The sequence below is a fragment of the Roseixanthobacter glucoisosaccharinicivorans genome, assembly GCF_043195095.2.
Lineage (GTDB): Bacteria > Pseudomonadota > Alphaproteobacteria > Rhizobiales > Xanthobacteraceae > NCEH01.
In genome coordinates this window covers 1,952,521-1,977,195 of the sequence record NZ_CM195538.1, presented here as the reverse complement: position 1 = coordinate 1,977,195, position 24,675 = coordinate 1,952,521, and the positions used below count along the sequence as shown (strand labels likewise).

At 67.3% G+C, this 24,675-nt stretch carries 20 protein-coding genes and 1 riboswitch; of the genes, 13 read left to right on the top strand and 7 right to left on the bottom strand.

The features are described 5' to 3' along the window. Nucleotides 1–63: 63 nt before the first annotated feature. The 3 genes from thrC (at nucleotide 64) to V5F78_RS08850 (ending at nucleotide 3,449) form a co-directional block, all read left to right on the top strand. Nucleotides 64–1,476, top strand: coding sequence for a threonine synthase (gene thrC, locus V5F78_RS08860; RefSeq protein WP_394071812.1), 1,413 nt, complete (start codon nucleotides 64–66; stop codon nucleotides 1,474–1,476). Next, nucleotides 1,473–2,738, top strand: a complete 1,266-nt coding sequence (locus tag V5F78_RS08855) for a M16 family metallopeptidase (RefSeq protein ID WP_394071813.1) — start codon at nucleotides 1,473–1,475, stop codon at nucleotides 2,736–2,738. The genes thrC and V5F78_RS08855 overlap by 4 nt, the downstream gene beginning before the upstream one ends. Nucleotides 2,739–2,804: 66 nt before the next feature. Next, nucleotides 2,805–3,449, top strand: a complete 645-nt coding sequence (locus tag V5F78_RS08850) for a GNAT family N-acetyltransferase (RefSeq protein ID WP_509276726.1) — start codon at nucleotides 2,805–2,807, stop codon at nucleotides 3,447–3,449. A gap of 2 nt (nucleotides 3,450–3,451) precedes the next feature. Here the strand turns inward: V5F78_RS08850 and V5F78_RS08845 are convergent, their stop codons facing one another. Next, entirely contained in the window at nucleotides 3,452–5,380 is a 1,929-nt protein-coding gene (locus V5F78_RS08845) for an AsmA family protein (protein WP_394071815.1), read from the bottom strand. A 236-nt stretch (nucleotides 5,381–5,616) separates the two neighbouring features. Here V5F78_RS08845 and V5F78_RS08840 point away from each other — a divergent pair, with 236 nt between their 5' ends. Beyond that, nucleotides 5,617–7,560 carry an acetoacetate--CoA ligase gene (locus tag V5F78_RS08840; RefSeq protein WP_394071837.1) on the top strand — a complete coding sequence of 648 codons (1,944 nt, stop codon included), beginning with the start codon at nucleotides 5,617–5,619 and terminating at the stop codon, nucleotides 7,558–7,560. 105 nt (nucleotides 7,561–7,665) lie between these two features. On the opposite strand, the gene V5F78_RS08835 is transcribed toward V5F78_RS08840, so the two are convergent. The 5 genes from V5F78_RS08835 to V5F78_RS08815 all read right to left on the bottom strand — a co-directional run bounded on the left by V5F78_RS08835 (nucleotide 7,666) and on the right by V5F78_RS08815 (nucleotide 14,260). Beyond that, nucleotides 7,666–9,414: an ABC transporter permease gene (locus V5F78_RS08835; protein WP_394071816.1), complete on the bottom strand. Its 1,749-nt coding sequence runs from the start codon at nucleotides 9,412–9,414 to the stop codon at nucleotides 7,666–7,668. A 13-nt stretch (nucleotides 9,415–9,427) separates the two neighbouring features. Beyond that, on the bottom strand, nucleotides 9,428–10,405 hold the full coding sequence (locus V5F78_RS08830) for an extracellular solute-binding protein (RefSeq protein WP_394071817.1): 978 nt from the start codon (nucleotides 10,403–10,405) through the stop codon (nucleotides 9,428–9,430). A 266-nt stretch (nucleotides 10,406–10,671) separates the two neighbouring features. Continuing rightward, the gene (gene bfr / locus V5F78_RS08825; RefSeq protein ID WP_348848115.1) at nucleotides 10,672–11,154 is read right to left on the bottom strand and encodes a bacterioferritin; all 483 of its coding nucleotides are present in this window, start codon (nucleotides 11,152–11,154) and stop codon (nucleotides 10,672–10,674) included. Nucleotides 11,155–11,258: 104 nt separating this feature from the next. After that, nucleotides 11,259–11,495 carry a (2Fe-2S)-binding protein gene (locus V5F78_RS08820; protein ID WP_394071818.1) on the bottom strand — a complete coding sequence of 79 codons (237 nt, stop codon included), beginning with the start codon at nucleotides 11,493–11,495 and terminating at the stop codon, nucleotides 11,259–11,261. 206 nt (nucleotides 11,496–11,701) lie between these two features. Next, nucleotides 11,702–14,260 carry a hypothetical protein gene (locus V5F78_RS08815; RefSeq protein ID WP_394071819.1) on the bottom strand — a complete coding sequence of 853 codons (2,559 nt, stop codon included), beginning with the start codon at nucleotides 14,258–14,260 and terminating at the stop codon, nucleotides 11,702–11,704. Nucleotides 14,261–14,479: 219 nt separating this feature from the next. On the opposite strand from V5F78_RS08815, the gene V5F78_RS08810 reads away from it, so the two are divergent. The 9 genes from V5F78_RS08810 (at nucleotide 14,480) to V5F78_RS08770 (ending at nucleotide 23,488) form a co-directional block, all read left to right on the top strand. Next, nucleotides 14,480–15,043, top strand: coding sequence for a phasin family protein (locus V5F78_RS08810; RefSeq protein ID WP_394071838.1), 564 nt, complete (start codon nucleotides 14,480–14,482; stop codon nucleotides 15,041–15,043). A 174-nt stretch (nucleotides 15,044–15,217) separates the two neighbouring features. After that, nucleotides 15,218–15,676 carry a phasin gene (locus V5F78_RS08805; RefSeq protein WP_394071820.1) on the top strand — a complete coding sequence of 153 codons (459 nt, stop codon included), beginning with the start codon at nucleotides 15,218–15,220 and terminating at the stop codon, nucleotides 15,674–15,676. A 204-nt stretch (nucleotides 15,677–15,880) separates the two neighbouring features. Continuing rightward, nucleotides 15,881–16,903 carry a lipopolysaccharide heptosyltransferase II gene (waaF, locus tag V5F78_RS08800; protein WP_394071821.1) on the top strand — a complete coding sequence of 341 codons (1,023 nt, stop codon included), beginning with the start codon at nucleotides 15,881–15,883 and terminating at the stop codon, nucleotides 16,901–16,903. Between the two features lie 8 nt (nucleotides 16,904–16,911). After that, nucleotides 16,912–17,991 carry a lipopolysaccharide heptosyltransferase I gene (waaC, locus tag V5F78_RS08795; RefSeq protein ID WP_394071822.1) on the top strand — a complete coding sequence of 360 codons (1,080 nt, stop codon included), beginning with the start codon at nucleotides 16,912–16,914 and terminating at the stop codon, nucleotides 17,989–17,991. Between the two features lie 12 nt (nucleotides 17,992–18,003). Next, the gene (gene rfaD, locus V5F78_RS08790) at nucleotides 18,004–19,017 is read left to right on the top strand and encodes an ADP-glyceromanno-heptose 6-epimerase (protein WP_394071823.1); all 1,014 of its coding nucleotides are present in this window, start codon (nucleotides 18,004–18,006) and stop codon (nucleotides 19,015–19,017) included. 51 nt (nucleotides 19,018–19,068) lie between these two features. Next, nucleotides 19,069–20,508, top strand: coding sequence for a D-glycero-beta-D-manno-heptose-7-phosphate kinase (rfaE1, locus tag V5F78_RS08785; RefSeq protein WP_394071824.1), 1,440 nt, complete (start codon nucleotides 19,069–19,071; stop codon nucleotides 20,506–20,508). A 39-nt stretch (nucleotides 20,509–20,547) separates the two neighbouring features. After that, nucleotides 20,548–20,738, top strand: a riboswitch (cobalamin riboswitch). Between the two features lie 118 nt (nucleotides 20,739–20,856). Next, nucleotides 20,857–21,399, top strand: a complete 543-nt coding sequence (gene cobU / locus V5F78_RS08780) for a bifunctional adenosylcobinamide kinase/adenosylcobinamide-phosphate guanylyltransferase (RefSeq protein WP_394071825.1) — start codon at nucleotides 20,857–20,859, stop codon at nucleotides 21,397–21,399. Then, nucleotides 21,396–22,028: a cob(I)yrinic acid a,c-diamide adenosyltransferase gene (gene cobO / locus V5F78_RS08775; RefSeq protein WP_394071826.1), complete on the top strand. Its 633-nt coding sequence runs from the start codon at nucleotides 21,396–21,398 to the stop codon at nucleotides 22,026–22,028. Before cobU ends, cobO begins: the two co-directional genes overlap by 4 nt. Beyond that, nucleotides 22,028–23,488 (top strand): cobyric acid synthase, encoded by a 1,461-nt coding sequence (locus V5F78_RS08770; protein WP_394071827.1) that lies wholly within the window; start codon nucleotides 22,028–22,030, stop codon nucleotides 23,486–23,488. The genes cobO and V5F78_RS08770 overlap by 1 nt, the downstream gene beginning before the upstream one ends. Here V5F78_RS08770 and cbiB read toward each other — a convergent pair. Next, nucleotides 23,472–24,443 (bottom strand): adenosylcobinamide-phosphate synthase CbiB, encoded by a 972-nt coding sequence (gene cbiB, locus V5F78_RS08765; RefSeq protein WP_394071839.1) that lies wholly within the window; start codon nucleotides 24,441–24,443, stop codon nucleotides 23,472–23,474. The genes V5F78_RS08770 and cbiB overlap by 17 nt on opposite strands. Nucleotides 24,444–24,675: the final 232 nt, after the last annotated feature.

The following is a 24,675-nucleotide window of genomic DNA, read 5'->3' as shown; positions in this document are numbered from 1 at the left end:
CCGCAACGGCTTCGCGGGGTTAGGTTGGGGGCGTCCGAGGACGCCGATGCCCGGAGAACATGAGTGCTGTACGTGTCCACGCGCGGCGAGGCGCCGCCTTTGTCCTTCGCCGATGCCTTGCTGGCGGGCCTTGCCCGTGACGGCGGCCTTTATGTGCCGGAAAGCTGGCCAACCCTCACGGCTGAAGAAATCGCGGCGCTGGCGGGCCGGCCCTATGCCGAGGTGGCCCGCAAGATCATTTCGCCGTTCGTGGCCGGCGCTATTCCCCAGGCCGCGCTCGATTTGATGATCGAGGACGCCTATCGCAATTTCCGCCACCCAGCGACCACGCCCCTGGTTCAGCTCGGTCCCAACCGCTTCGTGCTGGAGCTGTTCCACGGCCCGACGCTTGCGTTCAAGGACGTGGCCATGCAGCTGCTGTCGCGGCTGATGGACCATGTGCTCTCCGCCCGCGGCGCGCGGGCGACCATCGTCGGCGCCACTTCGGGCGATACCGGCAGCGCCGCCATTGAGGCGTTCCGCCATTCCGATGCGGTGGATGTGTTCATCCTCTATCCCCATGGCCGCGTGTCGGAGGTGCAGCGCCGGCAGATGACCGGAGTGGGCGCGCACAACGTCCATGCCATCGCGGTGGAAGGCACGTTCGACGATTGCCAGGCCCTGGTGAAGGGCATGTTCAACCACCACGGCTTCCGCGACCGCATGGCGCTCGCGGGGGTGAATTCCATCAATTGGGCGCGCATCGTCGCCCAGGTGGTCTATTATTTCTATGCCGCCACGGCGCTGGGCGCCCCGGCGCGGGAAGTCTCGTTCGTCGTGCCCACCGGCAATTTTGGCGACATCCTGGCCGGCTGGGTCGCCAAGCGCATGGGATTGCCGATCCACGACCTCACCATCGCCACCAATGTGAACGACATCCTCGCCCGCACGCTGGAGAGCGGGCGCTACGAGGTGCGTGGTGTGCAGCCCTCGTCCTCGCCCTCCATGGATATCCAGGTCTCGTCGAATTTCGAGCGCGTCCTGTTCGAGGCGCTCAATCGCGATTCCGCCGCCTTGCGCCAATTGATGGCATCGCTGACCCAGTCCGGCGCCTTCACCTTGCCGCGCGAGGCCCAGGCCACGATCTGTGGGGACTTCTCCGCCGGCCGGGCGGACGAGCCGGAAACGCTCGCCACGATCACGCGCACCTATCGCGAGGCCGACTATGTGATCGACCCGCACACCGCCGTCGCGCTCGCGGTGGCCGGCAAGGTGGAGCACAATTCCCGCATTCCGCAGGTGATCCTGTCCACCGCCCATCCGGCCAAGTTCCCCGATGTGGTGGAAGCCGCCACCGGCAAGCGCCCCGCGCTGCCCGCCCACATGGCGGACCTGATGACCCGCAAGGAGAAGACCACCATCTTGCCCAATGATCTTGCGGCCATCGAAAGCTTCATCTCCAGCCATTCCCGCATCACGTCGGGCGCCGCGGCATGAGCGTCCTGCGCACCACCCTCGACAACGGAATCACCGTTCTTTCCGATCCCATGCCGCATCTCGGCACGGTCTCGCTCGGCATCTGGGTCGGGGCGGGCGCGCGGGACGAGCAGGAGAACGAGCACGGCATCTCCCATTTGCTCGAGCACATGGCGTTCAAGGGCACGCGGCGGCGCTCCGCCCGCCGCATCGCCGAGGAAATCGAGCAGGTGGGCGGCGACATCAATGCCGCCACCTCGGTCGAGCACACCTCTTACAACGTGCGCGTGCTGGGCGAGGATCTCGGGCTCGGGCTCGACATCCTCTCCGATATTCTCACCGAGCCGGCCTTTGCCCCGGACGAGCTGGTGCGCGAGCAGAATGTGATCGTGCAGGAAATCGGCGCGGTGCAGGACACCCCCGACGACCTGGTGTTCGACCTGTTCCAGGAGCGGGCGTTCCCGGAGCAGGCGATCGGGCGGTCCATTCTCGGTACGCCGGAAACGGTGCGCGGCTTCAATCCCGCCGGGCTTGGCGCCTATCTGGAGCGCAGCTATCGCGGCCCGCGCATGGTGGTGTCCGCTGCCGGTGCCGTGGATCACGATCATCTGGTGCGCGAGGCCAGCACGCGGCTGCGCGCCATCGGCCCGGGGCAGAAGCCGGCGACGCCGCTTGCCGCTTATGGCGGGGGAACGGTGCTCACGCCGCGCGATCTGGAGCAGGTCCACATCGTGCTGGGGCTCGAGGGACGGTCCTACACCGACCCCGGCTATCACGCGCTGCAAGTGCTGACGAACGTGCTCGGCGGCGGCATGTCCTCGCGCCTGTTCCAGGAAGTGCGCGAGACGCGGGGCCTGTGCTATTCGATCTACGCCTTTCACTGGGCCTATGCGGACACCGGCCTGTTCGGCATTTATGCGGGCACGGACCAGGGCGATGTCGGCGAATTGACCGATGTGGTCATCGACCAGTTGCTTGCCCTCGCCGAGGGCGCCAGCGAAGTGGAAGTGAACCGCGCCAAGGCGCAGATGAAAGTGGGCGTCCTGACCGCGCAGGAAAGCTCCGGCGCGCGGGCCGATCAGGCGGCGCGGCAGATCCTCGGGTTCGACCGGATCATTCCGGTGGAGGAAATCGTCGCCAAGGTCGAAGCCGTCACGGTGGAGAGCGTGCGCGCCAGCGCGCGGGATCTGCTGGCCCACGCGCGCCCCACCTTGTCGGCGATCGGGCCGGGAAAGGGGCTTGAACCAGCGGCGCGGGTTGTGGAACGTTTGATGTCGCGGTGACGCACATCTGTCCTCGCGGTGGCGGACCGGCGCATGTGGTTGTTCAGTTCAGTCTTCGAGCAAAGCGTGTTGCATGCCATCATGGGCGAAGGCGTCTATCTGCGTGTGCCCCAGATGAAGGACTTTGCGAGCTGGCAGGCCCTGCGGGAGGAAAGCCGTGATTTCCTCACCCCGTGGGAGCCGCTCTGGCCCGTGGACGATCTCACCAAGGGGGCCTTTCGCCGCCGTCTGCGGCATTACGCGCGCGATATGCAGCGCGACGAAGCCTATCCGCTGTTCATCTTCCGGGCGACCGACCATTGTCTCGTCGGCGGGCTCACCTTGTCGAACGTGCGGCGCGGCGTGTGCCAGGCCGCCAGCCTCGGCTATTGGATGGGCGTGCGCCATGCGGGGCAGGGCTATATGACGGCGGCCGTCGCCGCCCTGATCCCGGTCGCATACGACGTGCTGCACCTGCGCCGCATCGAGGCTGCGTGCATGACCAATAATGTCGCCTCGATCAAGCTGCTGCGGAAACTCGGGTTCGTCTCCGAGGGGTTCGCGCGCGAATATCTCTGCATCAACGGCACCTGGGAAGATCATTTCCTGTTCGCGCGCCTGCGAAGCGATGGCGCGGAGCCCAGGCCGGCCCAGGAGGCGCCGTTCGCACCGCGCCATGAACCCGCCCCCGCGAGCCGATCCCCGGCCTCCGACATGCCGGTGGAAGGATAAGGTCAGTTCGCCGGGAGGGTGGCGGACGAAGGCTTCGCCAATTGCTCGATGACCGAGCGCACGGCCGCTTCGCCCGAACCGCGCGCGCGCACCGCATCGAGCAAGGGCTGGGCCGCCCCTGACCGGCGGATGAGGCTCTGCGGGTCGATCATCACATTGGGGCTGGTCCAGGGGCCTTGGACCAGGAACGGCAGATCGAACGCGAGCTTGTCGCCGCTGCCGCCGGCCGCGGGCATCAGCCCGGCCTTCCCATGCAGATCCAGGTCACGCAGGATGATCGAGACGGTCCCGCTGACATTGACCCGCACCTGCTTGGCCTCGAGGCGCCCTTCATCCACATTGGCCATGCCATTGGCGATCGTCAGCTTCGCTGAAAGCGCGTCATAGGCGGTGCGGCCGCCGCGCAGGTCGCCGCCGGCCGAAAGTGGGCGCTGCTCGATGCGCTTGAGCGCCTGCGCCACATCCAGCCCGACCACGGCGCCCGCCTTGCCCGAGAGGGCGACGCGGCCATGCAGGCTCTGGGCGATCTTGAACACGCTCTCCCCGGATCCTTCCAGCAGCAGCTGAAGATCGCCCTTGCCTTCCAGCTTGCGCAGGCCGGCGAGATCGTCGAGCGCCTGGTCCAGCGCGACATCCATGGCATCGCCCTCGAGATGGACCAGGATGCCCTCGGCGCCATCAGGACGGGGGGCGAGGGTCAGGGAGGCGCGCACCGCACCGCCCCAGGCCTGGACATTGCCCAGCGCGAGAACCAGACGGCCCGCGCGCAAGGTGGCGCTGGTGGCGACGCGCTCGAATGTCCGGTCGTCGGCGCGCACGGTCCCGGCGGAGAGCCGCAGGTCCACATCCACCGCTTTCAGGCCGTTTGTGGAGAGCGTGCCGCGATCCCAGCCCGTGCCGCTCTCATCCGTCAGGACCAGCCGTCCGTAAGGGGTCACGTTCAGGCTGTCGGCGGCGAATGTGCCCTGCACCGAGGGACGGGGCCCGTCGAGCTTGACGGAGAGCGCTCCTTCGCTGCGATTGCCGTCCAGTTCCGCATTGGCGGGCGTCAGGGAGATTTCGCGCGGATTGGCGGACACCTTGCCGGAAAAGGAAAAGCGCCCGAACCCGCCGGAGGTGGGCGTCGGCAGCTCGACCCAGTCGAGCAGGCCGCGCAGGGCGCTCGTCTCGCCGGAGGCGTCGCCCAGCAGGCTCGGGGTGTCCCCGCCGGAGGCCAGGCCGCGGAAGCGCAGCCAGGAGGTTCCGGTGGAGAGATCCACCCGGCTTTCGCTTGCACGACCGGCGAGAAAGGCCGCAGCGTCGGCGATCGCGATGCGGCCTTCGACCTGCCGGTCCCGCCAGGTGAAGCCCAGCGTCAGCGCGAGCGCCGTGCCGGAGGAGCGGTCGAGCGAGGCATCTATGTCGCTGATCAATTCCTGCGTGAGGCCCTCGGGGCTGCGCATCGCGATCGTGCCGCCACGCAGGCGCAGTTCGGGAACGTCGACGTCTCCCACCAGCGGGCCGAGGCGCAGCGCGCGGGGCAGGTGCTTGCCGGTCATGAGCAGGGTGGGGCGCAGCAGCGTGATGTCCGCCACTTCCATCTGCCCGAGCAGCAGCGGCAGCAGGCGCAGACGCGCCACCGCGCCTTCGGCATCGAACACCGCGCCGTCGCCGAGGGCCACCGCGAACTTGCCGAGGATCAGGCGCGGCGACGGCAGGAGGGCAACTCCCGGCGCCTCCGCATTCGGGTCCGCGTCGGCGTCGGCATCCGCGATCCGAGCCACCCCTCCAGTTGCGCGCAACAGGGCTTCATCCGCCAGGCGCCGCACTTCATGGGCCGGCACCAGGGCGGGAACGAGGACCATTGCGGCGACGCAGACGGCTGCGAGCACACATGCGGTCGCGGCCAGAATCAACATCAACCGCCGGGCCGTTGCACCGAAAATCACCACGTATTCATCCGGTCTTCGGGTTTGGGTCTGGGCTCGTGCCGCACCGAGCCGAAAAGCTTCTATCACTTCTCCCAGGGAGCTGGGACATTCTTCGGGGTCTGTGTCGGTTTGATGGCTGCACAGCCCGATGCACCCGCTAGCAGATGGCTTATCCAGGGGCTATGTCTAGGCAGCATCCAACTGCCGTGGCACGCGGCGGCACATTCAGGGAGGGCATCGTGACTCAACGGGAACACATGCTGTGGAAACCGGATGCCGAGCGCATCGCTCGCACCCATGTCACGGCGCTGATCGGCGCGGTCAACAGCAAGCACGGCCAGTCTCTTGCGTCCTATGCCGACCTCCACGCCTGGACCATCGCCAACCCGGCCGATTTCTGGGACATGGTGTGGGACGACTGCGCCGTGATCGGCGAAAAGGGTGTCCAGCGCCTTGTCGACGGCGACAAGATGCCGGGCGCGCAATTCTTCCCCGATGCCAAGCTGAATTTCGCCGAAAACCTGCTGCGCAAGCATGGTGGCGAGACCGCGATTGTATTCCGCGGCGAGGACAAGGTGAAGAAGCGCCTGTCCTTTGATGAATTGCACGCCCTGACCTCGCGCATCCAGCAGGCGCTGAAGGCGGAAGGCGTCGGCGTGGGCGACCGGGTCGCGGCGATGATGCCCAACATGCCGGAAACGGTGGCCATCATGCTCGCCGTCACCTCGCTCGGCGCGATCTTCTCCTCCTGTTCTCCCGATTTCGGCGAGCGTGGCGTCTTGGATCGGTTCGGCCAGATCGAGCCCAAGGTGTTCTTCGCCTGCGACGGTTATTGGTACAACGGCAAGCGGGTCGATATCGGCGACAAGCTGGTGCAGGTGGCGGCCGGGCTGCCCACCGCCCAGAAGGTCGTCATCGTGCCCTATCTGGACTGCGCCGACGAGGTGGCCGCCAAGCTGCCGCGCGCCACCAGCTTCCCCGCCTTCATCGCGCCGTTCACGGCGGCTGCGGTCACGTTCGAGCGGGTGCCGTTCAACCACCCCGTGTACATTGCCTTCTCCTCCGGCACGACGGGCGTGCCAAAGTGCATCGTCCACGGGGTCGGCGGGACCTTGCTCCAGCACCTCAAGGAGCACCGCTATCAGTGCGATTCGAACGCCGGTGACCGGCTGTTCTATTTCAGCACCTGCGGCTGGATGATGTGGAACTGGCTCGTATCCGGACTCGGCATCGGCGCGACCCTGTGCCTGTTCGATGGTTCTCCCTTCGCCCCGACGCCCCAGGTGCTGTTCGATTATGCCCAGGACGAGAAGTTCACGCTGTTCGGCACCTCGGCCAAATATATCGATTCGCTGCACAAGGAGGGGATCCGCCCCTGCGACACCCACGACCTCTCGTCGGTGAAGCTGATCACCTCCACGGGCTCGCCGCTGGCGCCCGAGGGCTTCGAATACGTCTATGAGGCCATCAAGAAGGACGTGCATCTCGCCTCCATCTCCGGCGGCACGGACATCATCTCTTGCTTCGTGCTGGGCGATCCCACTGCGCCCGTGTGGGCCGGCGAGATCCAGGCGGCGGGCCTCGGCATGGCGGTGGACGTGTGGTCGGAAGAGGGCGTTCCGGTGCGCCAGGAGCGTGGCGAGCTGGTCTGCACCAAGCCCTTCCCCTCCATGCCCGTGAAGTTCTGGAACGACCCGGAGGGCGCGAAGTATCACGCCGCCTATTTCGAGCGCTTTCCGAACATCTGGTGCCATGGCGATTTCGCCATGTGGACAGAGCACGGCGGCATCATCATCCTCGGCCGCTCGGACGCCACGCTGAACCCGCAGGGCGTGCGCATCGGCACGGCGGAAATCTATGCCCAGGTGGAGCAGATCCCCGAGGTGATGGAATCGGTCGCCATCGGCCAGGACTGGGACAATGACGTGCGCGTGGTGCTGTTCGTGCGGCTGCGCGAGGGCATCAAGCTGGACGATGCCCTGATCGCCCGCATCAAGGGCCAGATCCGCACCGGCGCCAGCCCGCGCCATGTGCCCGCCAAGGTGGTGCAGGTGGACGATATTCCCCGCACGCGCTCGGGCAAGATCACCGAGCTTGCGGTGCGCGAGATCGTCCACGGGCGTCCGGTGAAGAACACCGACGCGCTCGCGAACCCCGAGGCCCTGTTCCAGTATCAGGACCTGCAAAGCCTGCGCAGCTGAGCGCCTGTCGGCTGAAAGGCAGCGCAAGTTGAAAGAGAGGCGTGTCGTGGGTGATCCCCATGGCACGCCTCTGTGTTTGAGATCGCCGAGCCGCTTCGGCCCTCCTCAGCGTGGATCGGCCGCCGGGCTCGGGCTCGCGGGGCTGCGGCTGGTGGAGGTCGGGACGCCGGCCCGCGAAACCCGCGCCAGCAGGATCACGGGCGCCAGTCCCACCAGCACGATCAGCAAGGCCGCCAGTGCTCCGTCCTCGTAGGTACTGCGGGCGGCTTCCGCATAGATGTGGGTCGCCAGCGTCTCGACCCCGAGCGGGCGCAGCAGCAGCGTCGCGGGCAGTTCCTTCATGCCGTCCACGAACACCATGAGGGCGGCGGTGGCCAGCGCCGGGCGCAGCAGCGGCAGATGGATGCGCCGCACGGTTGCCCGCTGCGAGCAGCCAAGGCTGCGCGCGGCCATGTCGAGATGCAGCGAAAGCTTGGAATAGCCTGCCTCCAGCCCGCCGATGGGGATGGTGAGGAAGCGGATGGCATAGGCAATCACCAGCGCTGCGCCGGAGCCCGAGAGCAGCAATCCGGTGGACACGCCGAACAGGGATGTCATCGCCCGGTTCACCGCATTGTCGAACCCGGCGAGCGGCGTCAGCAGGCCGATGGCGAGCACCGTTCCCGGCACCGCATAACCGAGGCCGCCGATGCGCGCGAACCACACCGCCAGCCGCGAACGCGTCAGCCGCTGGGCCATGGCGACCACGGATCCGAGCGCGAGCGCGACCAGCGTGCCCGAAAGGGCGAGCAGCGCGCTGTTGCGTGTTTCGACCAGGATGCTGCCGGAAAATCCGCTGAACTCGATGCGCTGCGCGGCGGCCGTCGCCAGATGCAGCACCGGCACCACGAAGCCCAGCAGGATCGGCACGCAGCAGAATGCGGTGGCGGCCAACCCGGCGCCCCCGTTCAGCCGCAGCGGCGATTGGGGACGCGTGGATCCGGTGGCGACATAGCGCGCCCCCCGGCGTGCCCAGCGCTCGGTAAGGATGACCGCGAGCACGAGCACCAGCATCACCAAAGCGATCTGCGCCGCGCCGGGCAGGTTCGCCCGGTTCACCCAGGTGGTGTAGATCGAAACCGTCAGGGTGCGCATGCCGAGGAATTCGGAAGCGCCGATATCGCCCAGCGTCTCAAGCAGAACCAGCGTGACGCCGGCGACGATGGCCGGGCGTGCCAGCGGCAGGGCGATGCGCAGGATCGTGCGCATGCGGCTTGCCCCGAGGGTGCGCGCCACTTCCAGCGCGGCCGCCGATTGCACGATGAAACTCGCGCGGGCGGAAAAATACACATAGGGGTACAGCACGCAGCTCAGCACGAAGATGCAGCCGCCCACCGAGCGCACATCCGGCAGATGCAGGCCGCGCGGGCTGGAAATGCCGAGCGCCCAGCGAATCGCGCTCTGCACCGGGCCGAGCGGGTGCAACACGTCGAGATAGGAATAGGCGACGATATAGCTCGGCACGGCCAGCGGCAGCAGCAGGGCCCAGTCCAGCACCTTGCGGCCGGGAAAATCGCAGGTCGCCACCAGCCAGGCGCATGGCACCGCCAGGAGAACGGTGGCGATGCCCACTCCCACCAGAAGAGCCAGCGTCTGCCCGAGGGCAAAAGGGAGCACCGATTCCACGAGGTGCGGCCATAGATCGCCGGACCCCTGCAACGCGATTTCGACCAGCGCGACCACCGGCAGCAGCACGAAGCCGGCCACCGCCCCAGCCCCGATCAGAAGCCGGGACACCTTGGCGGTGCCCGACAGCTGAAGGGATTTACGGCCGGGCAGGGTCCCTGGTTTCTGCTCGAAGGTCGCGTCGCTCACGATCGTGCGGCGATCAATTGTCGAAGCCGACCTTGTCGATCAGCTCGCTGGCCTTCTTGCGCGCCTTGGCGATGTCGACAAGCGAGATGGAATCGACCTTCAGCGGCCCGAGCGCGCCGATGATGGGGTCGACCTTGGCATCGGCCAGGATCGGATATTCCATGTTCTGCTGGGCATAGATGTGCTGCGTGTCAGGCGAGACGGCGAATTCCAGCAGCTTGATGGCGTTGGCCTTGTTGGGCGCGTTCTTCGCCACCGCCGCGCCAGAGACGTTCACATGTGTGCCGCCGCCCTCGAAGGTGGGCAGCACCACGTCGATGCCATCGCCCCACTTCTTCTGGTCCGGCCCGCCCTTGCCTGAGCGCATGAGCCCGACGTAATAGGAATTACCGACAGCGATGTCGCAGATGCCGCCGAGGATGTCGCGCGCGCCCTCGCGGTCGCCGCCGGTGGCCTTGCGGGCGAGATTGGCCTTGAGGCCGCGCAGCCATTCTTCGGTCTTCGCCTCGCCGTGATGCACGATATAAGCGGCGGTCAGGGCGACATTATATGGGTGCTGGCCCGAGCGGATGCAGACCTTGCCCTTCCATTTGGGATCGGCCAGATCCTCATAATGGAAGTTGGCCAGCTTCACGTCCTTCGCCTCATAGACCAGGCGGGCGCGCATGGAGAGGGCGTACCAGTTTCCCGCCGGATCGCGCAGATTGGCGGGCACGGCGGCGGTGAGGGTCGCGGTTTCCACCGGCTGGGTTACGCCGGCGTCCACCACGTCCAGCAAATTGCCCACGTCGACGGTCATCAGCACATCGGCGGGTGAGGCGGCGCCTTCAGCCTTCACGCGCTCGGCCAGCCCGTCCTTCACGAACACGCTGTTGACCGTGATGCCAGTGGCCTTGGTGAAAGCGTCGAACAACGGGGCCGAAAGGCCGGGCTCACGGGTGGTATAGACATTCACCACCTCTTCCGCCGTCGCGGGCGCGGCGGACAGCATGGCCCAGCCACAGGCGGCGAGAAGAAGAGGGGAGCAAGCTTTCCCGGACCAAGTTTTCCTGGACATCGACACGCCTCATCAAGCGATGCGGCAGCGGCACGCGCTGCCAATCTCAGCTTGATCGCTAACGCGCCCGGCTACGCAGCGTCAACGAAAGAGCGTGTGAAGACAAAAGGTTAGAGGATATCTAAACAAGATGTCGGCGGTCCGAAAAAGAAAAAGCCCGGCGCGATCGCCGGGCTTTGACACTTTGGGAAGCAAAAAGCTCAGTGCTCGTCGAGCTCGCCGATGTGATGCTGCGCATAGAGCGGCAGGCCGAGCTTGGCGACGAGGTCGAGCTGGGTTTCGAGGAAGTCGATGTGGCCTTCCTCATCCGTCATCAGCTCTTCGAACAGGTCGCGGCTCGGGAAATCCTTTACGGAATGGCAGTAAGCCGCAGCTTCCTGATACAGGGCGCGGGCTTCCTGCTCGGCGGCGAGATCCGCGTCGAGAATTTCCTTCACGTCCTGGCCGATGCGCAGCGGGTCGAGCACCTGCAGGTTCGGGAAGCCGTCGAGGAACAGGATGCGGTCCACGAACTTGTCGGCGTGCACCATCTCTTCGATGGACTCGGCGCGCCACTTCTTGGCCAGGGCCTTGTAGCCCCAATTGTCGAGCATGCGGTAATGCAACCAGTACTGGTTGATCGCGGTGAGCTCCGAACGAAGGCCCCGGTTCAGATACTCGATGACCTTGGCATCACCCTTCATGTCCACAACTCCTTAAAGCGGCGCCGCATGGGACCGTCTCACTGGAAATATAGTTAGAGAAGTTCTAAACTAAGAGCAAGTCCGCGGCTACTCCGGGATTTCCCTCATTCCGCTGCGATAAGCCGGCCGGTGAGCGCGGCAGCCGGGCATTCGGCGGGGCAGGACGAGCAGGAGCTTTGTACCTGATCCATGATGGCGCGAATAGTACGCGCGCACCGTCCGCACTGAGGCGAACAGCCGAGACACCGATACACCTCGCCCGGCGAGCGGACGCCGCCCGATGACGCCAGGGCGTCGCGGACCTGATGATCAGAAAACACGTTGCACGAACAAACGATCATGGCTCGACCAAGATCTCCGTTGCTTAGAGAAACTCTAAACAACACCGTAACTGTGTTATTTCTGGCAGACGCCTGCGCGCCTCGTCAATGCCATTACCCCCTCAATGTGGGACCGGCAGGCGACATTGGAAGGCTTTAAAACTAAACCTTCGAATTGTTCTATTTTAGGGGCACGAGCACTACGCAGCGGAAATAGCCGCCGGCGTTCACTTCGGCAGGCGCAGCTCGCTGAGCATCCCGCCCTCGATACCGCGCCGCAAGTTCAGCGCGCCGCCGACGCTGCGCGCCAGTGCGGCGATCCGCGCCATACGGAACGGCAGGCCGGCGGTTCCGAAGCGGTCGGCGACCATGGCATGGCGGGTGACGTCGAGCGCCTGTGCGATTTCCTCCTCCGAGAGACTGGCGCCCTCATCGCGGATGAGAACTGCCACGGAGGTCGTCGCTCCGTCCGCCTCGCTCGGCTCCCCGAGGGTCGAAATCAGCACATATTGCCCTTCCGGCGTACCGCGCAGGGCTTCTTCCAGCAGCAGGCGCAGCATCAGCGCGGTGCGGGCGCCGTCGCAGCGGATGGTGGCGTGCGGGTGAAAATCACGCCGGATGAGAATGCGCCGGCGTTGCGCCATTCCGGTCAGATGGGAGACGGCCTCATCCACCAGCGCGTTGATGTCCAGCACCGTGCGAACCGGCTCGCCGGGAGGCGCGATCAGGCCCTCGATATCCTCAAGCGTCGCCATCAGCTGCCGTCCGGCGAGCACGGCGCCTTCCGCAAGCTTGCTGTAGCGGCGCGTGCCGATGGCGCCGAACGCACCCGAGCGAACCGCTTCCACGAAGCCGAACATCACGTTCAGGGGCTCTCGCACGCCGTGGGAGAGCCGGCGTAGCAGCGCATCGGTATCCCGTTCGGGCCGCGACGCGGTGGTGTCCTGGTCGGTCCCGCTTTCGCGGAACACGGCGCAATACACCGGCAGGTCAGGGGACCGCTCGGTCCGCGCAATCGTTACGTCGAGCAACGGGTGGCCGTCGTCACCCTCAAGCCGAACGCCGGAGAGGGCGACCCGGCCATCCGGTGCGCCCGCGGCCGAGGCGAACAGGGCCTCCACCAAATGCCGGTCGTCCGTGTGGAATAGCGTGGCGAAGGCGGTGCCGACCCGCGTGTCGCGGTCGCGGCCGCCGATGCGGAGTGCGGCGCGGTTCAGATAATCCACCGTGCCCGAGGCATCGAGCAAGGCAACCGGCACGGGAATGAGGTCCAGCGCCTCATGACGCACCCGATGGCGCACCCGCGCATGGGCTGCGGTGTCGTCCGGCGCGGGGGCCTCGATGGCCCGCACGAGGTGCACCAGGGCGGTCTCCCCGTTCCAGGGCGCGGAGACCAGGCGCACCTCCACCGGCAGGGCTTCGCCCTCGGCACGGGCGAAATGCAACTGGCCATCGGTGCCGACGCGCCACAGGCGCGCCGCGACGCCGCCGGTGCTCTGGAATTCCTGCACATCCTCCACGCCCGCCCAACCGAGAATGGTGCGATTGACGCGCACGAAGCGCCCCTGCTGCTGAACGGCGATGCCGAGCGGCAGCCGATCCAGCAAGCTGTCGGCGGATTCAATCCCAGCCCGGCCGGTGGCCGTGGGGGCGGCCTCATCCGGGCCGAGGACGTCCGGGGAAAGGGGAGGGCGGGCAAGGATATGGTCGGGTGCCGGGAATGGCGCGTCCTGCCGATCGGTATCCACCCTCCGAGAGAGAGCGTCCCCGGTGTCCCCGGCGGCATCCGCATCGCTTGCGTGGGCGCTGTCGGGTGCGCTGGCGCGCTCCGGGCGGTCGAAGTTCGGGCCCTCGCCGTCATCATCGTCCGACGGGAGCGGCATCGCTCCGGCCTCGCGCGTCGGCTGCGGTGCATTCCAGCCGTTCACCGCCTCGTGAAGCGTGCGGGCGATCTCGTGAAACGCAGAGCGCTCCCGCTGCGTGAGCGGACCGCCCCGCAGCGGCACGACATTCACCGGCGCATCGTCGCGCTCACCACCCTTGGCCATGCCCGCCGGCGTATCATCGAAGGCGGAGCGCGGCCACAGGATTCCAAAGCCGCGAACGCCGATCCGGCGGCGCATTCCATCCAGCAGCGGCATGCCGCCGAGCACGATCCGGCGCGGGTGCGGCTCCTGCGTATGGACGAGCACGTCGGCGAAGCTTGTTCCCGCCTCGATCGCCGCGTCGATGGCTGTGCTATCGCGCAGCAGGCCGGCGTCCGCCAATTGCCGGAAGCTGCGCCCAAGCCATCCGCCGAGCCGCAGGCCCAGGCCGTCGACAGCGGATTCCGAGAGAAAACGGATCACCCCGGCGCCGTCCGCTTCCCATGTGAAGCGCACCGGGCGCGGCTCCTGCGTCATGTCCATAGCCTTCGCTGCGGGCGTCTCGCGCACGGGCGGGTTGGTCTGCGGCGCGAGGGCTTCGGGGTCGACAAACACCACCAGGCGTCCGAGCGGCGAGGACAGGCACGCGCAGGAGAACATACGCGCGCTCAATTGCGCCGGCAGGCGGACCCGTTCCAGATGTCGCACGCCGTTTGCGTCGGCGGCGACCTGACGCATGATGTCCAGCACAGATTTCGGCGCCGGCTGATCTTCGCGCAGTCCAAGCTTTGCGCACGCGGCGGTGGCGGCAATAATCTTGCTGTCCCGGACGGATACCAGGAACGAGGGAAGGTCGTCGCGTCGCAGAGGAGCGAGCGCCGGTTCGTTCAATGCCAAGAGGCGCGACGTGTGTTCGCTCATCACCGCGAATGACACCCCTTGTTTTTAGGCCGGCCCATCTCGACCTTCATCCCAGCAACCTGCATTCTATGCTGGCAGATAAACCTTAACAGTACCGCAAACCCGTAGCCGTCGCATTAATGTTTCATATTGCGGCGCATGGGCTGAGATAGATTAAGATGCGGTTGGAGCGGCCGGCGCCGTTGGCTGATCTCCCCAAAAGTCCGAGGAGTGACGACGATGACCACGAAATTGGGTCCCGATCTTGAGCTGCCCGCGGAATTGAGGGCCATTGCCGAAAAGAACGTCACGCAGGCGCGCCAGGCCTTCGATACCTTGTTCGATACGGCCCGCAGCGCCGTGAACGAGTCGGAAGGTCGGATCGAAGAAGTGCGCTCCGGTATCCGTGAACTGCGTCAGAAAACCCTCGGGCTGGTCGAGTCCAACGTGAATGCCAGCTTTGACTTTCTGAACAAGCTGGTGCGCGCCAAGAGCCCCCAGGAAGTTCTGTCCTTGCAGGCGGAATTCGTCACCGCGCAGGTTCAGGCGGTGGCCAGCCAGGCGGCCGCGCTCGGTTCGGACGCGCGCAACCTCGGTGAATCCACGGTGCGCTCGCTGGACGAGCATGCCCGCGCGCTCGCGGAGCGCGTCCAGGCCCTTGGCGCTGCCGCGGCGCAGCATGCCAAGTCCACCGCCGAGTCCGCCCAGGCGGCCGGCACCGCCGCCGCGCATGACGCGCAGAACGCGACCCAGCAGGCCGCCAATCAGTTCGATCAGACCCAAGATCCGAACCGGACTTACTGATTAGACGGGCGTGTTTGTTGTGCGGCGCAAAAATTATTTTTGTGCCGCACACTTTTTAGGCTATAGTGTCGCGGGGTCGAGGCTGAGGGCAGAAAAGTCGCTTCGGCAATGTTCGAGCGCGCTTTTTGGCCTGCGCGGGCCTGAATTGAAGCCAAGCCACCGCCGAGGAAACCAATGAACGACACCTTTGCCAAAGCCTTCCAGGACCAGATGAGCGCTGCCAACGGCGCGTTCGCCAAGATGGAAGTTCCGGCCGCTTTCCGCGAAATGGCGGAAAAGAGCGTCGAGAGCTATCGCGACAATTACGAAAAGCTCAAGGCCGCTGCGACGCAGACCAGCGATATCCTTGAAGACAGCTATTCGACCGCGAGCAAGGGTGTCTCCGAATACAATCTCAAGTCGCTCGAAATCCTGCGCTCGAACGTGAATGCCGCGTTCGATTTCTTCGCGTCGGTGGTTTCGGCGAAGTCGGCAGCGGAAGCCGTGGAACTGTCCACCGCTCACCTGCGCCACCAGTTCGATGCGCTTTCCGGCCAGGCGAAGGAATTGTCGGCCCTCGCGCAGAAGATCGCGACCGAATCCTCCGAGCCCATCAAGGCCGGCGTGGAAAAGACCCTCAACAAGGCGGCCTGATCGGGTCTCTTCGTTGTTTTCTTGAAAAGGCGCCGCATTGCCGGCGCCTTTTTTATTGCGGCCGGGTTCAGTGATGCCTGTCTGGGGCGGTCGGATCCCCCGTCCCCTCCCGCCATCTCCGGCGGCTTTGCATGTCGTCACGGGATCGCGCCTTGACGGGCACCGCGCGTCTTGCCAAGACGCGCGGGTCCAAGTGAGCACAAAATGCGCGCCATCGGTTCCTATTCGCCCATCCTGCTTGTCGGTCCGTCCTGGGTCGGAGACATGGTGATGGCGGCGAGCCTGATCGAAAGCCTGCGCATCCGCGATCCCGGTCGCCCCATCGACGTCATCGCGCCGCCGGCCTCGCTGCCGATCGCCCGGCTGATACGGGGCGTGCGCCGAACCATTCCCCTCGGCCTCGGCCATGGCGAGTTCGGCCTCATGGAGCGCTGGAAAGCCGGGCGCGCGCTGCGCAAGGAAGGCTATGGTAAGGCCATCATCCTGCCCCGCGCCTTCAAGGCCGCCATCGTGCCCTTCGCGGCCGGTATTCCCGAACGCATCGGCTATGCCGCCGAGGGCCGCAGCCTGCTGCTGACGGATTCGCGCCCCGATCGGGATCGCAAGACGGCGCGCACCATCGACCGTTTCGTGGCGCTGGGCGCCCCGCGCGGCGATCAGCTGGCCGCGCCGCGTCCGACCCTGTTCCTGCCAGACGGCGCGCGCGAGGCGGCCGCGGGGCGTTTTCCGCTCACCGGTGAGGGGCCGGTGATGGCGCTCTGCCCGGGCGCGGAATATGGACCGGCCAAGCAATGGCCGGCCACCAAGTTCGCCCGGCTCGCCACTCGCGCGGTGGAAGCGGGCTATCGCGTGCGCATCCTCGGCGGGCCGAAGGATGTCTCCATCGCGGCGCAGATCGTGAAGCTGAGCGGCGTGCCGGTGGACAATATCGCCGGCAAGACCACGCTGATGGACGCGGCCGCCCTGCTGGGCCTTGCGGATGTGGTGATCTCGAACGATTCCGGCCTGATGCACGTCGCCGGTGCGCTCGACCGGCCTTTGGTGGTGATCTACGGCTCCAGCTCGGAAAAGATGACGCCGCCGACCGGCCCAAGAGCCCGTGTCGTCGCGCGCGAGCTGCCGTGCCGCCCGTGCCATAAGCGCGAATGTCCGCTCGGCACCCTGGCTTGCCTGGAAGTGATCGCACCCGAGGAGGTTCTTGCGGCGGCGCGGGCCGTGCGGGCATGAAGGTTCTGGTGGTCAAGCTGTCTTCGCTCGGAGACGTGGTGCACACGTTCCCGGCGGTGACCGACGCCATGCGTTCGGTGCCCGGCCTCACGCTGGATTGGGCGGTGGAGGAGGCATTCGTTCCCCTGGTGGAGACCCACCCCGCCGTGCGGCGCGCCATCGCGGTGCCCCTGCGCCGCTTGCGCAAGGCGCCGGGGGCGGCGCTGCGCAGCGGGGCGGTCGCGGCGATCCGCGCCGCCTTGCGCGCGGAAACCTATGATGTGGTGATCGACGCGCAGGGCCTGATGAAGAGCGCGGCCGTCGGCCTGTTCGCGCGCGGGCGGCGCCACGGCTTTGCCCGGGGCAGCGCCCGCGAGGGCCTTGCGACCTTCACCTATCACGCGACCCACGTGGTGCCGGAAACCGAGCATATGGCGGTGCGGCTGCGCAAGCTGTTCGCCGCCAGCCTCGGCTATGCCCTGGAAGGGCTCACCGCCGACGCCGGGCTCGCTGTTCCCGCCGATGCGGAAGGGCAGGGGGACGAGCCGCCTTATATCGTGATGCTGCACGGCACCACCTGGCGCACCAAGACCTGGCCGGTGAAGCACTGGCGCGATCTCGCCCAGATGGCGGCCGAGCGGGGCTATGAAACCCGCATCTTCGCCCAGGGCCCGGAGGAGACCGCGCGCGCCAGCGCCATCGCAGACCGGATCCCCTCGGTGCGGATCGTGCCGCCCGGCCCCATCACCACGCTCGCGCCGGTGATTGCGCGGGCCCAGGCGGTGGTGAGCGTCGATTCCGGCCTCGGCCATCTTGCGGCCGCGCTCGCGGTGCCCACCGTCGGGCTTTATGGCCCGACAAATCCGCGCCTGACGGGCCTTTTCGGCCCCAAGGCTCTGGAATTGAAATCGCTGCGCCCGTGTGCGCCGTGCGAGCGCGCCCATTGCCGGATTGCCCCCGATCTCGTCGAGGGACCACCCTGCCTGACCGATTTCAGCGCGCGGGACGTGTGGCGCGCGCTCAATGTCCTGCGCTTCGGACATGCCGATGCGATGGACAAGACCGGAAGCAGCGTGGCACACGGGAGCGCATCACCGCCTGCGTCCTGAATGGTAGCCTGAATGATCCGCACCGCCCGTTCCGCCCGCGATACGATCCTTGTCACCGGGGGCGCCGGCTTCATCGGCTCGAACATCGCCCGTGCGTTTGCCGCCGACGGCTGGCGGGTGGTGGTTGCCGATTGGCTGGAAGACGGCCCGAAATGGCTCAACCTGCGCGACATCCTGCTGGATGACGTGATCCGCCCGGAGGCGGTTTCCACCTTCGTGGAACGCGAGGGCGGACGGCTGGGCGCGATCGTCCACATGGGCGCGATATCCGCGACCACGGAGCGGGATGGCGACAAGATCGTCGCCCGCAACATCCGCCCGACGCTGGATCTGTGGGACCAGTGTGCGCGCAAGGGCATCCGCTTCATCTATGCCTCCTCCGCCGCCACCTATGGCGATGGCACCGACGGCTTCCGGGACGAGGAGGGCGCCGCCGCGCTCGATCGCCTCTCGCCGCTGAATGCCTATGGCTGGAGCAAGCTGATGGCGGACCGCCGCTTCGCGGCCGATGTCGCCGCCGGGCGGCCGGTGCCGCCGCAATGGGCGGGCCTGCGCTTCTTCAATGTCTATGGTCCGGGCGAAGCCCATAAGGACGACATGCGCTCGGTGGTCCACAAGATCTATCCGACCGCCGCCGCCGGCGAGGCGGTGACGCTCTTTAAGTCGCACGATCCGGGATATGAGGACGGCGGGCAGCTGCGGGATTTCGTCTATGTGGGCGATTGCGTCGCGGTGGTGCGCTGGCTGGTGGAGACGCCGGCGGCGAGCGGCATCTTCAATGTCGGCACCGGGCAGGCGCGCAGCTTCGCGGATCTCGCAAAAGCCGTGTTCGCGGCGGCCGGCAAGGATCCGCGCATCACCTATGTCGATATGCCGGTTTCCATTCGCAACGCGTATCAATATTTCACCCAGGCGGACGTCTCGAAACTGCGCGCCGCAGGCTTTACCCGCCCGTTCACCTCGCTGGAGGACGGCGTGCGGATCTATGTCACCGAGCATCTGCGCGGCCGCAATTCCGCGTCATGAGCGGGACGCCACACTTCGCAAGGGCTGATCTTGCCCCAGGATACCGGCACCATGCTTCCTGATACCAAGCCCGGTCCCGTCGCCGTCATCGGCGATGTCATGGTGGATCGCTACATCCTCGGCTCGGTTTCGCGCATCTCGCCCGAGGCGCCGGTGCCGGTGCTGCTGCATGGCGCGGAACGCATCGTGCCGGGCGGGGCGGCGAACGTGGCCGCCAATGCCGCCGCAATGGGCGCGCCGATCCGCCTCGTGGGCCTCGTCGGGGCCGATGGGGAGGCCGACCAGTTGCGCGCCGCGCTCGCTCCTTATGCGCTGATTGATCTCTCCGGCCTGGTGGTGGACGCCACCCGCCCCACCGTCACCAAGACGCGGGTGATGAGCGGGCGCCAGCAGATCGTCCGCATCGATGCCGAGATGTCCGCCCCGCCATCCCCCGCTATCGAGGACGCGTTGATCGCGGCCGCCAGCCGCGCCATGGCGGGCTGCTCGGTGGTGGTGCTTTCCGATTATGCCAAGGGCGTGCTCGGCGACCGTGTCGTCGCCGCCGTGCTGGCCGAGGCCCGGACGCTCGGGGTGCCGGTGATCGTCGATCCCAAGCGCCGCACCTTCGAGGTCTATCGCGGCGCGACTTTGGTGACGCCCAACCGGCGCGAGCTGAGCGAGGCCACCGGCCTGCCGGACGAGACCGACGCCGACGCCGAGCGCGCGGCGCAGGCGGCGAGCGCCCAGTTCGGCGGCGATGTGCTGGTGACGCGGGCGGAAAAGGGCATGACGCTCTGGCGCCGCAACGGCACCGTGCTCCATGTGCCGGCCGAGGCGCGCGAGGTGTTCGATGTGTCCGGCGCCGGCGATACGGCGCTGGCCGCGCTCGCTTTGTCGCTCGCCTGCGGGCTCAGCCTGGAAGCGAGCGTTCCGGTCGCTAATGCCGCTGCCGCGATTGCGGTCGCCAAGCTCGGCACGGCGGTGGTAACGCGCGCCGAACTCACCGCCGCGCTGCAGCGCTCGGTACCGCAGCTGGAGCCGGCGGGCGCGCTCGTCTCGCGCGACAAGGCGCGCGATATCATGGACCGCTGGCGGGCGAGCGGTGCGCGCATCGTCTTCACCAACGGCTGTTTCGATCTGCTGCATCCCGGCCATGTGGGCATGCTGGAAGCGGCGGCAGCCCAGGGCGACCGCCTCGTCGTGGGGCTCAACACCGACGCCTCGGTGCGCCGTCTGAAGGGCCCGACGCGCCCGCTCCAGGACGAGACCGCCCGCGCGCGGGTGATCGGCGCCATGCGCTGCGTGGATCTGGTGGTGCTGTTCGAGGAGGACACGCCGCTGGAAATCATTACGGCCCTGCTGCCGGACGTGCTGGTGAAGGGGGCGGATTATAAGCCCGAGGATGTGGTTGGCGCCGATATCGTCATCGCCAATGGCGGAAAGCTTGTGCTCGCCGAACTGACGCCGGGCCAGTCCACCTCGACGCTGGTTGCGAAAGCCAGAAGCTGAGATCGCGGGGCGGGCGGTTGCGGCGCGGGGCGGCGGCCTTATAGTCGGCGCGTCGTCGGTTCCTTCGGGATCAAAAGGGAACGCGGTGCGGGAGGCTTTTTCCCTATGCCGCGGCTGCCCCCGCAACTGTCGGCGGAGAGCAAACCCACGAACCACTGAGGCCAGCCTCGGGAAGGGTGGGGGCGCGTCGATCCGCAAGCCAGGAGACCTGCCGAGGACGCAGAGCCCGTTTCGCGGGCGCCACAGGCCGGCTCTCGGCGGGAGGGCCAGGGAGAGTCTCATGTTGGGTCCGCGCCTAGCGGCCGCCTCCGGCCACAGCTCCTGCCGCCCGCACTTCCAGGTGCCGGCTTGAGCGCCATCGCGGCCGAGGCGGGCGGCCGGATCGTGCTGGTGCTCGGCGGCGCGCGCTCCGGCAAGAGCCGCCATGCCGAGCAGCGGGTGGAAGCTGCCGTCCCGCCCTTTGCCTATGTGGCGACGGCCCAGGCCTTCGACGCCGAGATGACCGAGCGCATCCGCCTGCACCAGGCGCGGCGCGATGCGCGCTGGGTCTCCCACGACGCGCCGTTCGATGCTGCCGATCTCGTCCGGGCCCTGCCGTCCGACATGCCGCTGCTGCTGGATTGCCTCACCTTGTGGCTCACCAACCACATGCTGGCGGAGCACGATCTCGCGGCGGAAGAGGATCGCCTTGTGGACGCCATCACCGCCCGCACGGGACTCAGCGTGCTGGTGGCGAATGAGGTGGGGCTCGGCATCGTGCCGGACAACGCCCTCGCCCGCCGGTTTCGAGACGCCGCCGGCCGGCTCAACCAGCGCATGGCGGCCATGGCCCATGAAGTGATCTTCATGGTGGCCGGCTTGCCCATGATTGTGAAGGACACGCCCCGATGAGCGATGAAACCGAAAATGCCGCCGGCGACGACGCCCAGGCCGCTCGCCATCGCGAGAAGATGGCCAAGCGCAAGGCGGTGCAGGATGCCGAGGTGGCGGAGAAGACCCTGGAGAAGGGGCTGCTGATCGTCCACACCGGCCCCGGCAAGGGCAAGAGCACGGCCGCCTTCGGGCTGGCGCTGCGCATGCTCGGCTATGGCCGCAAGGTGGGGGTGGTGCAATTCATCAAGGGCGCCTGGCACACCGGCGAGAAGGACGCCTTCGCCGCGTTCGGCGATCGCGTGCGCTGGCACACCATGGGCGAGGGCTTCACCTGGGAGACGCAGGATCTCGCCCGCGACACCGCCGCCGCCGCCCGCGCCTTCGACAAGGCCCGCGAGCTGCTGGCCGACGAGACCCTCTCCCTGATCGTGCTGGACGAGCTGAACATCGCCCTGCGCTACGGCTATCTCGACCTCGCCGACGTGGTCGCGACGCTGAAGGCGCGCCGGGGCGACCTGCATGTGGTCGTCACCGGCCGAAACGCGAAGTCGGAGCTTCTGGAGGCGGCGGACCTCGTGACCGAGATGGGATTGGTGAAGCATCATTTCTCCGCCGGCGTGAAGGCGCAGGCCGGTATCGAATTCTGATGGCCGCCCGCGCGCTGATGTTCCAGGGCACCGGCTCCGACGTGGGCAAGAGCCTGCTGGTGGCCGGTCTTGCCCGCGCCTTTGCCAATCGAGGCCTGCGGGTGCGGCCCTTCAAGCCGCAGAACATGTCGAACAATGCCGCCGTCACCGCCGACGGCGGCGAGATCGGCCGCGCGCAGGCGCTTCAGGCTCGGGCCGCGCGGGTGCCCTTGAGCGTGCATATGAACCCGGTGCTGCTGAAGCCGCAGAGCGAGGTGGGTGCGCAGGTGGTGGTGCAGGGCCGGGTGCTCACCACCGCCAAGGCCAGCGCCTACCAGGGCCTGAAGCAGAGCCTCATGCCCGCCGTGCTGGAGAGTTTCGCGCGGCTGAAGGGCGAGGCCGACCTCGTGCTGGTGGAAGGGGCGGGCAGCGCCTCGGAAGTCAATCTGCGGCGCAACGACATCGCCAACATGGGCTTCGCCCGCGCCGCCGACGTGCCGGTGGTGCTGATCGGCGATATCGACCGGGGCGGCGTCATCGCCAGCCTCGTCGGCACCAAAACGGTGCTGGATATCGAGGATGCCGCGCTGATCGCCGGCTTCGTGGTGAATAAGTTCCGGGGCGATCCCGCCTTGTTCGCCGACGGCATGGCGCTGGTGGCGGGGCATACCGGCTGGGCCGCGCTCGGCCTCATCCCACATTTTCCCGCCGCCGCGCGCCTGCCGGCGGAAGATGCGCTGGCGCTCCAGGGACCGCCGCCGGCAAAGCCCCACGCCAAGGTGCGGATCGCGGTGCCGATCCTGCCCCATGTCTCCAATTTCGACGATCTCGACCCGCTGGATGCGGAGCCGGCGGTGGAGGTGGTGCGCCTGCGGCCTGCCGAGAGCGTGCCGGTGGACACCGACCTCGTGCTGCTGATCGGCTCCAAGGCCACGATTTCCGACCTCGCCGCGCTGAAATCCGACGGGCTGCATCACGACATCATCGCCCATGCCCGGCGCGGCGGGCGGGTGCTGGGGCTATGCGGCGGCTATCAGATGCTGGGACGGTGGGTGGACGATCCTGACGGCGTCGAAGGCCCGCCGGGCCGGGCGGAGGGGCTCGGCCTGCTGGATGTGGAAACCATTCTCTCTGGCGATAAGCGTCTGGTTGCCGTTGCGGGCCACTCCTGCCTCCAGGCGCCCTTCGCAGGCTATGAGATGCATATGGGCGAGACCAAAGGCGCGGACACGGCCCGACCCTTCTCGCGCCTCGCCACCGGCGATGCGGATGGCGCCACATCGCCCGACGGGCGCATCATGGGCAGCTATGTGCATGGGCTGTTCGCCGACGATGCCCAGCGCGCCGCCTGGCTCGCTGCCCTTGGCGCCGGCGCGCCGCAAGTCTCATACGAAGCGCAGGTGGACGAAACCCTGGATGCGCTTGCCGCGCATCTGGAAGCCCATCTCGATCTCGACCGTCTGCTCAGCCTCGCGCGATGACCACCAGCACCGCGCAGAACAGGGCGAGGCCCATGAGGAGGCGGTTCGCGATCCGGTAAAGATGGAGGGCGGAGCGAATGTCGGCGGCGTCGATCTCGCGCCGGCCATCGCCCATGAAGGGCAGGTCGGCGGGCACGCCGGCATAGGTGCGCGGCCCCGCGATGGCGATGCCGAGGGCGCCTGCCATGGCCGCTTCCGGCCATCCGGCATTGGGCGAGCGATGCTTGCCCGAATCGCGCCGCATCGCGCGCCAGGCGCCCAGGGGCGATGCCCCCTGCATGAAGACCGCGGCGGCGATGATCAGCAGACCGGAGAGCCGCGAGGCGGGCAGGTTTACGAGATCATCGAGCCGTGCCGAGGCCCAGCCGAACGCCTCGTGGCGCGGCGTGCGATGGCCGATCATGCTGTCGGCGGTATTGATCGCCTTGTAGGCGGCGATGCCGGGCAGGCCGGCCATCGCCATCCAGAAGGCGGGCGCCACCACCCCGTCGGAAAAATTCTCGGCCAGGCTTTCGATGGCCGCCCGGGTCACGCCTGCTTCATCGAGCTCCGCCGGATCGCGGCCGACGATGCGCGAGACCGTGGCGCGCCCCGCTTCCAGCCCGTGAACCTCGAGCGCCTCCGCCACCGCCGCCACATGCTCATGCAGGGAACGGCGGGCGAGCAGCGCCGAGCCGACGATCGCCGTGAGGATGATGCCACCGGGAAACAGGTCGAGCACATCCGCGAGGAGAGCGGCCGGAATGGCGGCGCTGGCGATCAGCACCAGCAGCGCCATCACGCCCCGCATGCGCCTTCTGGCGAAGCTCAGCTCGGCCCGGTTCCAGGCAAGATCGAGTGCTGAAATCAGCCGGCCGATCCAGATCACCGGATGACCGATCAGGTTCAGCAGGCGGACCGGATAGCCGAACCACGCCTCGATGGCGAGGGCCAGGAAAGTCAGCAGGAAGGTCAAGCGATCGAGCCCGTTGGTAGCGGGCCGCATGCGCGCCGCCCAGGTCAGGTTTGGACCTCAGGTTTAGACCATGGCCGGCGGGCGAGGAAAGCCCCTCGCCGGCGCAGGGACGTCGGAGCGGGGGACGCAGATGAGGTCGCCGAACAGTGCCGAATTGAAGCGAAATTGCCCGCGGTTCGGAGATGATGCCGACATCTGGCCGAAATGACGCGGTCATCTGGCGAGAGGCACG

What these genes read in the sequence shown, in the direction of transcription:
- V5F78_RS08855 (WP_394071813.1), top strand. Translation starts at nt 1,473, where the DNA reads ATGAGCGTCCTGCGCACCACCCTCGACAACGGAATCACCGTTCTTTCC.
- V5F78_RS08840 (WP_394071837.1), top strand. Translation starts at nt 5,617, where the DNA reads ATGCTGTGGAAACCGGATGCCGAGCGCATCGCTCGCACCCATGTCACG.
- V5F78_RS08830 (WP_394071817.1), bottom strand. Translation starts at nt 10,405, where the DNA reads ATGCTGTCCGCCGCGCCCGCGACGGCGGAAGAGGTGGTGAATGTCTAT.
- bfr (WP_348848115.1), bottom strand. Translation starts at nt 11,154, where the DNA reads ATGAAGGGTGATGCCAAGGTCATCGAGTATCTGAACCGGGGCCTTCGT.
- V5F78_RS08820 (WP_394071818.1), bottom strand. Translation starts at nt 11,495, where the DNA reads ATGATCGTTTGTTCGTGCAACGTGTTTTCTGATCATCAGGTCCGCGAC.
- V5F78_RS08815 (WP_394071819.1), bottom strand. Translation starts at nt 14,260, where the DNA reads ATGAGCGAACACACGTCGCGCCTCTTGGCATTGAACGAACCGGCGCTC.
- V5F78_RS08810 (WP_394071838.1), top strand. Translation starts at nt 14,480, where the DNA reads ATGACCACGAAATTGGGTCCCGATCTTGAGCTGCCCGCGGAATTGAGG.
- V5F78_RS08805 (WP_394071820.1), top strand. Translation starts at nt 15,218, where the DNA reads ATGAACGACACCTTTGCCAAAGCCTTCCAGGACCAGATGAGCGCTGCC.
- waaF (WP_394071821.1), top strand. Translation starts at nt 15,881, where the DNA reads ATGCGCGCCATCGGTTCCTATTCGCCCATCCTGCTTGTCGGTCCGTCC.
- rfaD (WP_394071823.1), top strand. Translation starts at nt 18,004, where the DNA reads ATGATCCGCACCGCCCGTTCCGCCCGCGATACGATCCTTGTCACCGGG.
- rfaE1 (WP_394071824.1), top strand. Translation starts at nt 19,069, where the DNA reads ATGCTTCCTGATACCAAGCCCGGTCCCGTCGCCGTCATCGGCGATGTC.
- cobO (WP_394071826.1), top strand. Translation starts at nt 21,396, where the DNA reads ATGAGCGATGAAACCGAAAATGCCGCCGGCGACGACGCCCAGGCCGCT.
- V5F78_RS08770 (WP_394071827.1), top strand. Translation starts at nt 22,028, where the DNA reads ATGGCCGCCCGCGCGCTGATGTTCCAGGGCACCGGCTCCGACGTGGGC.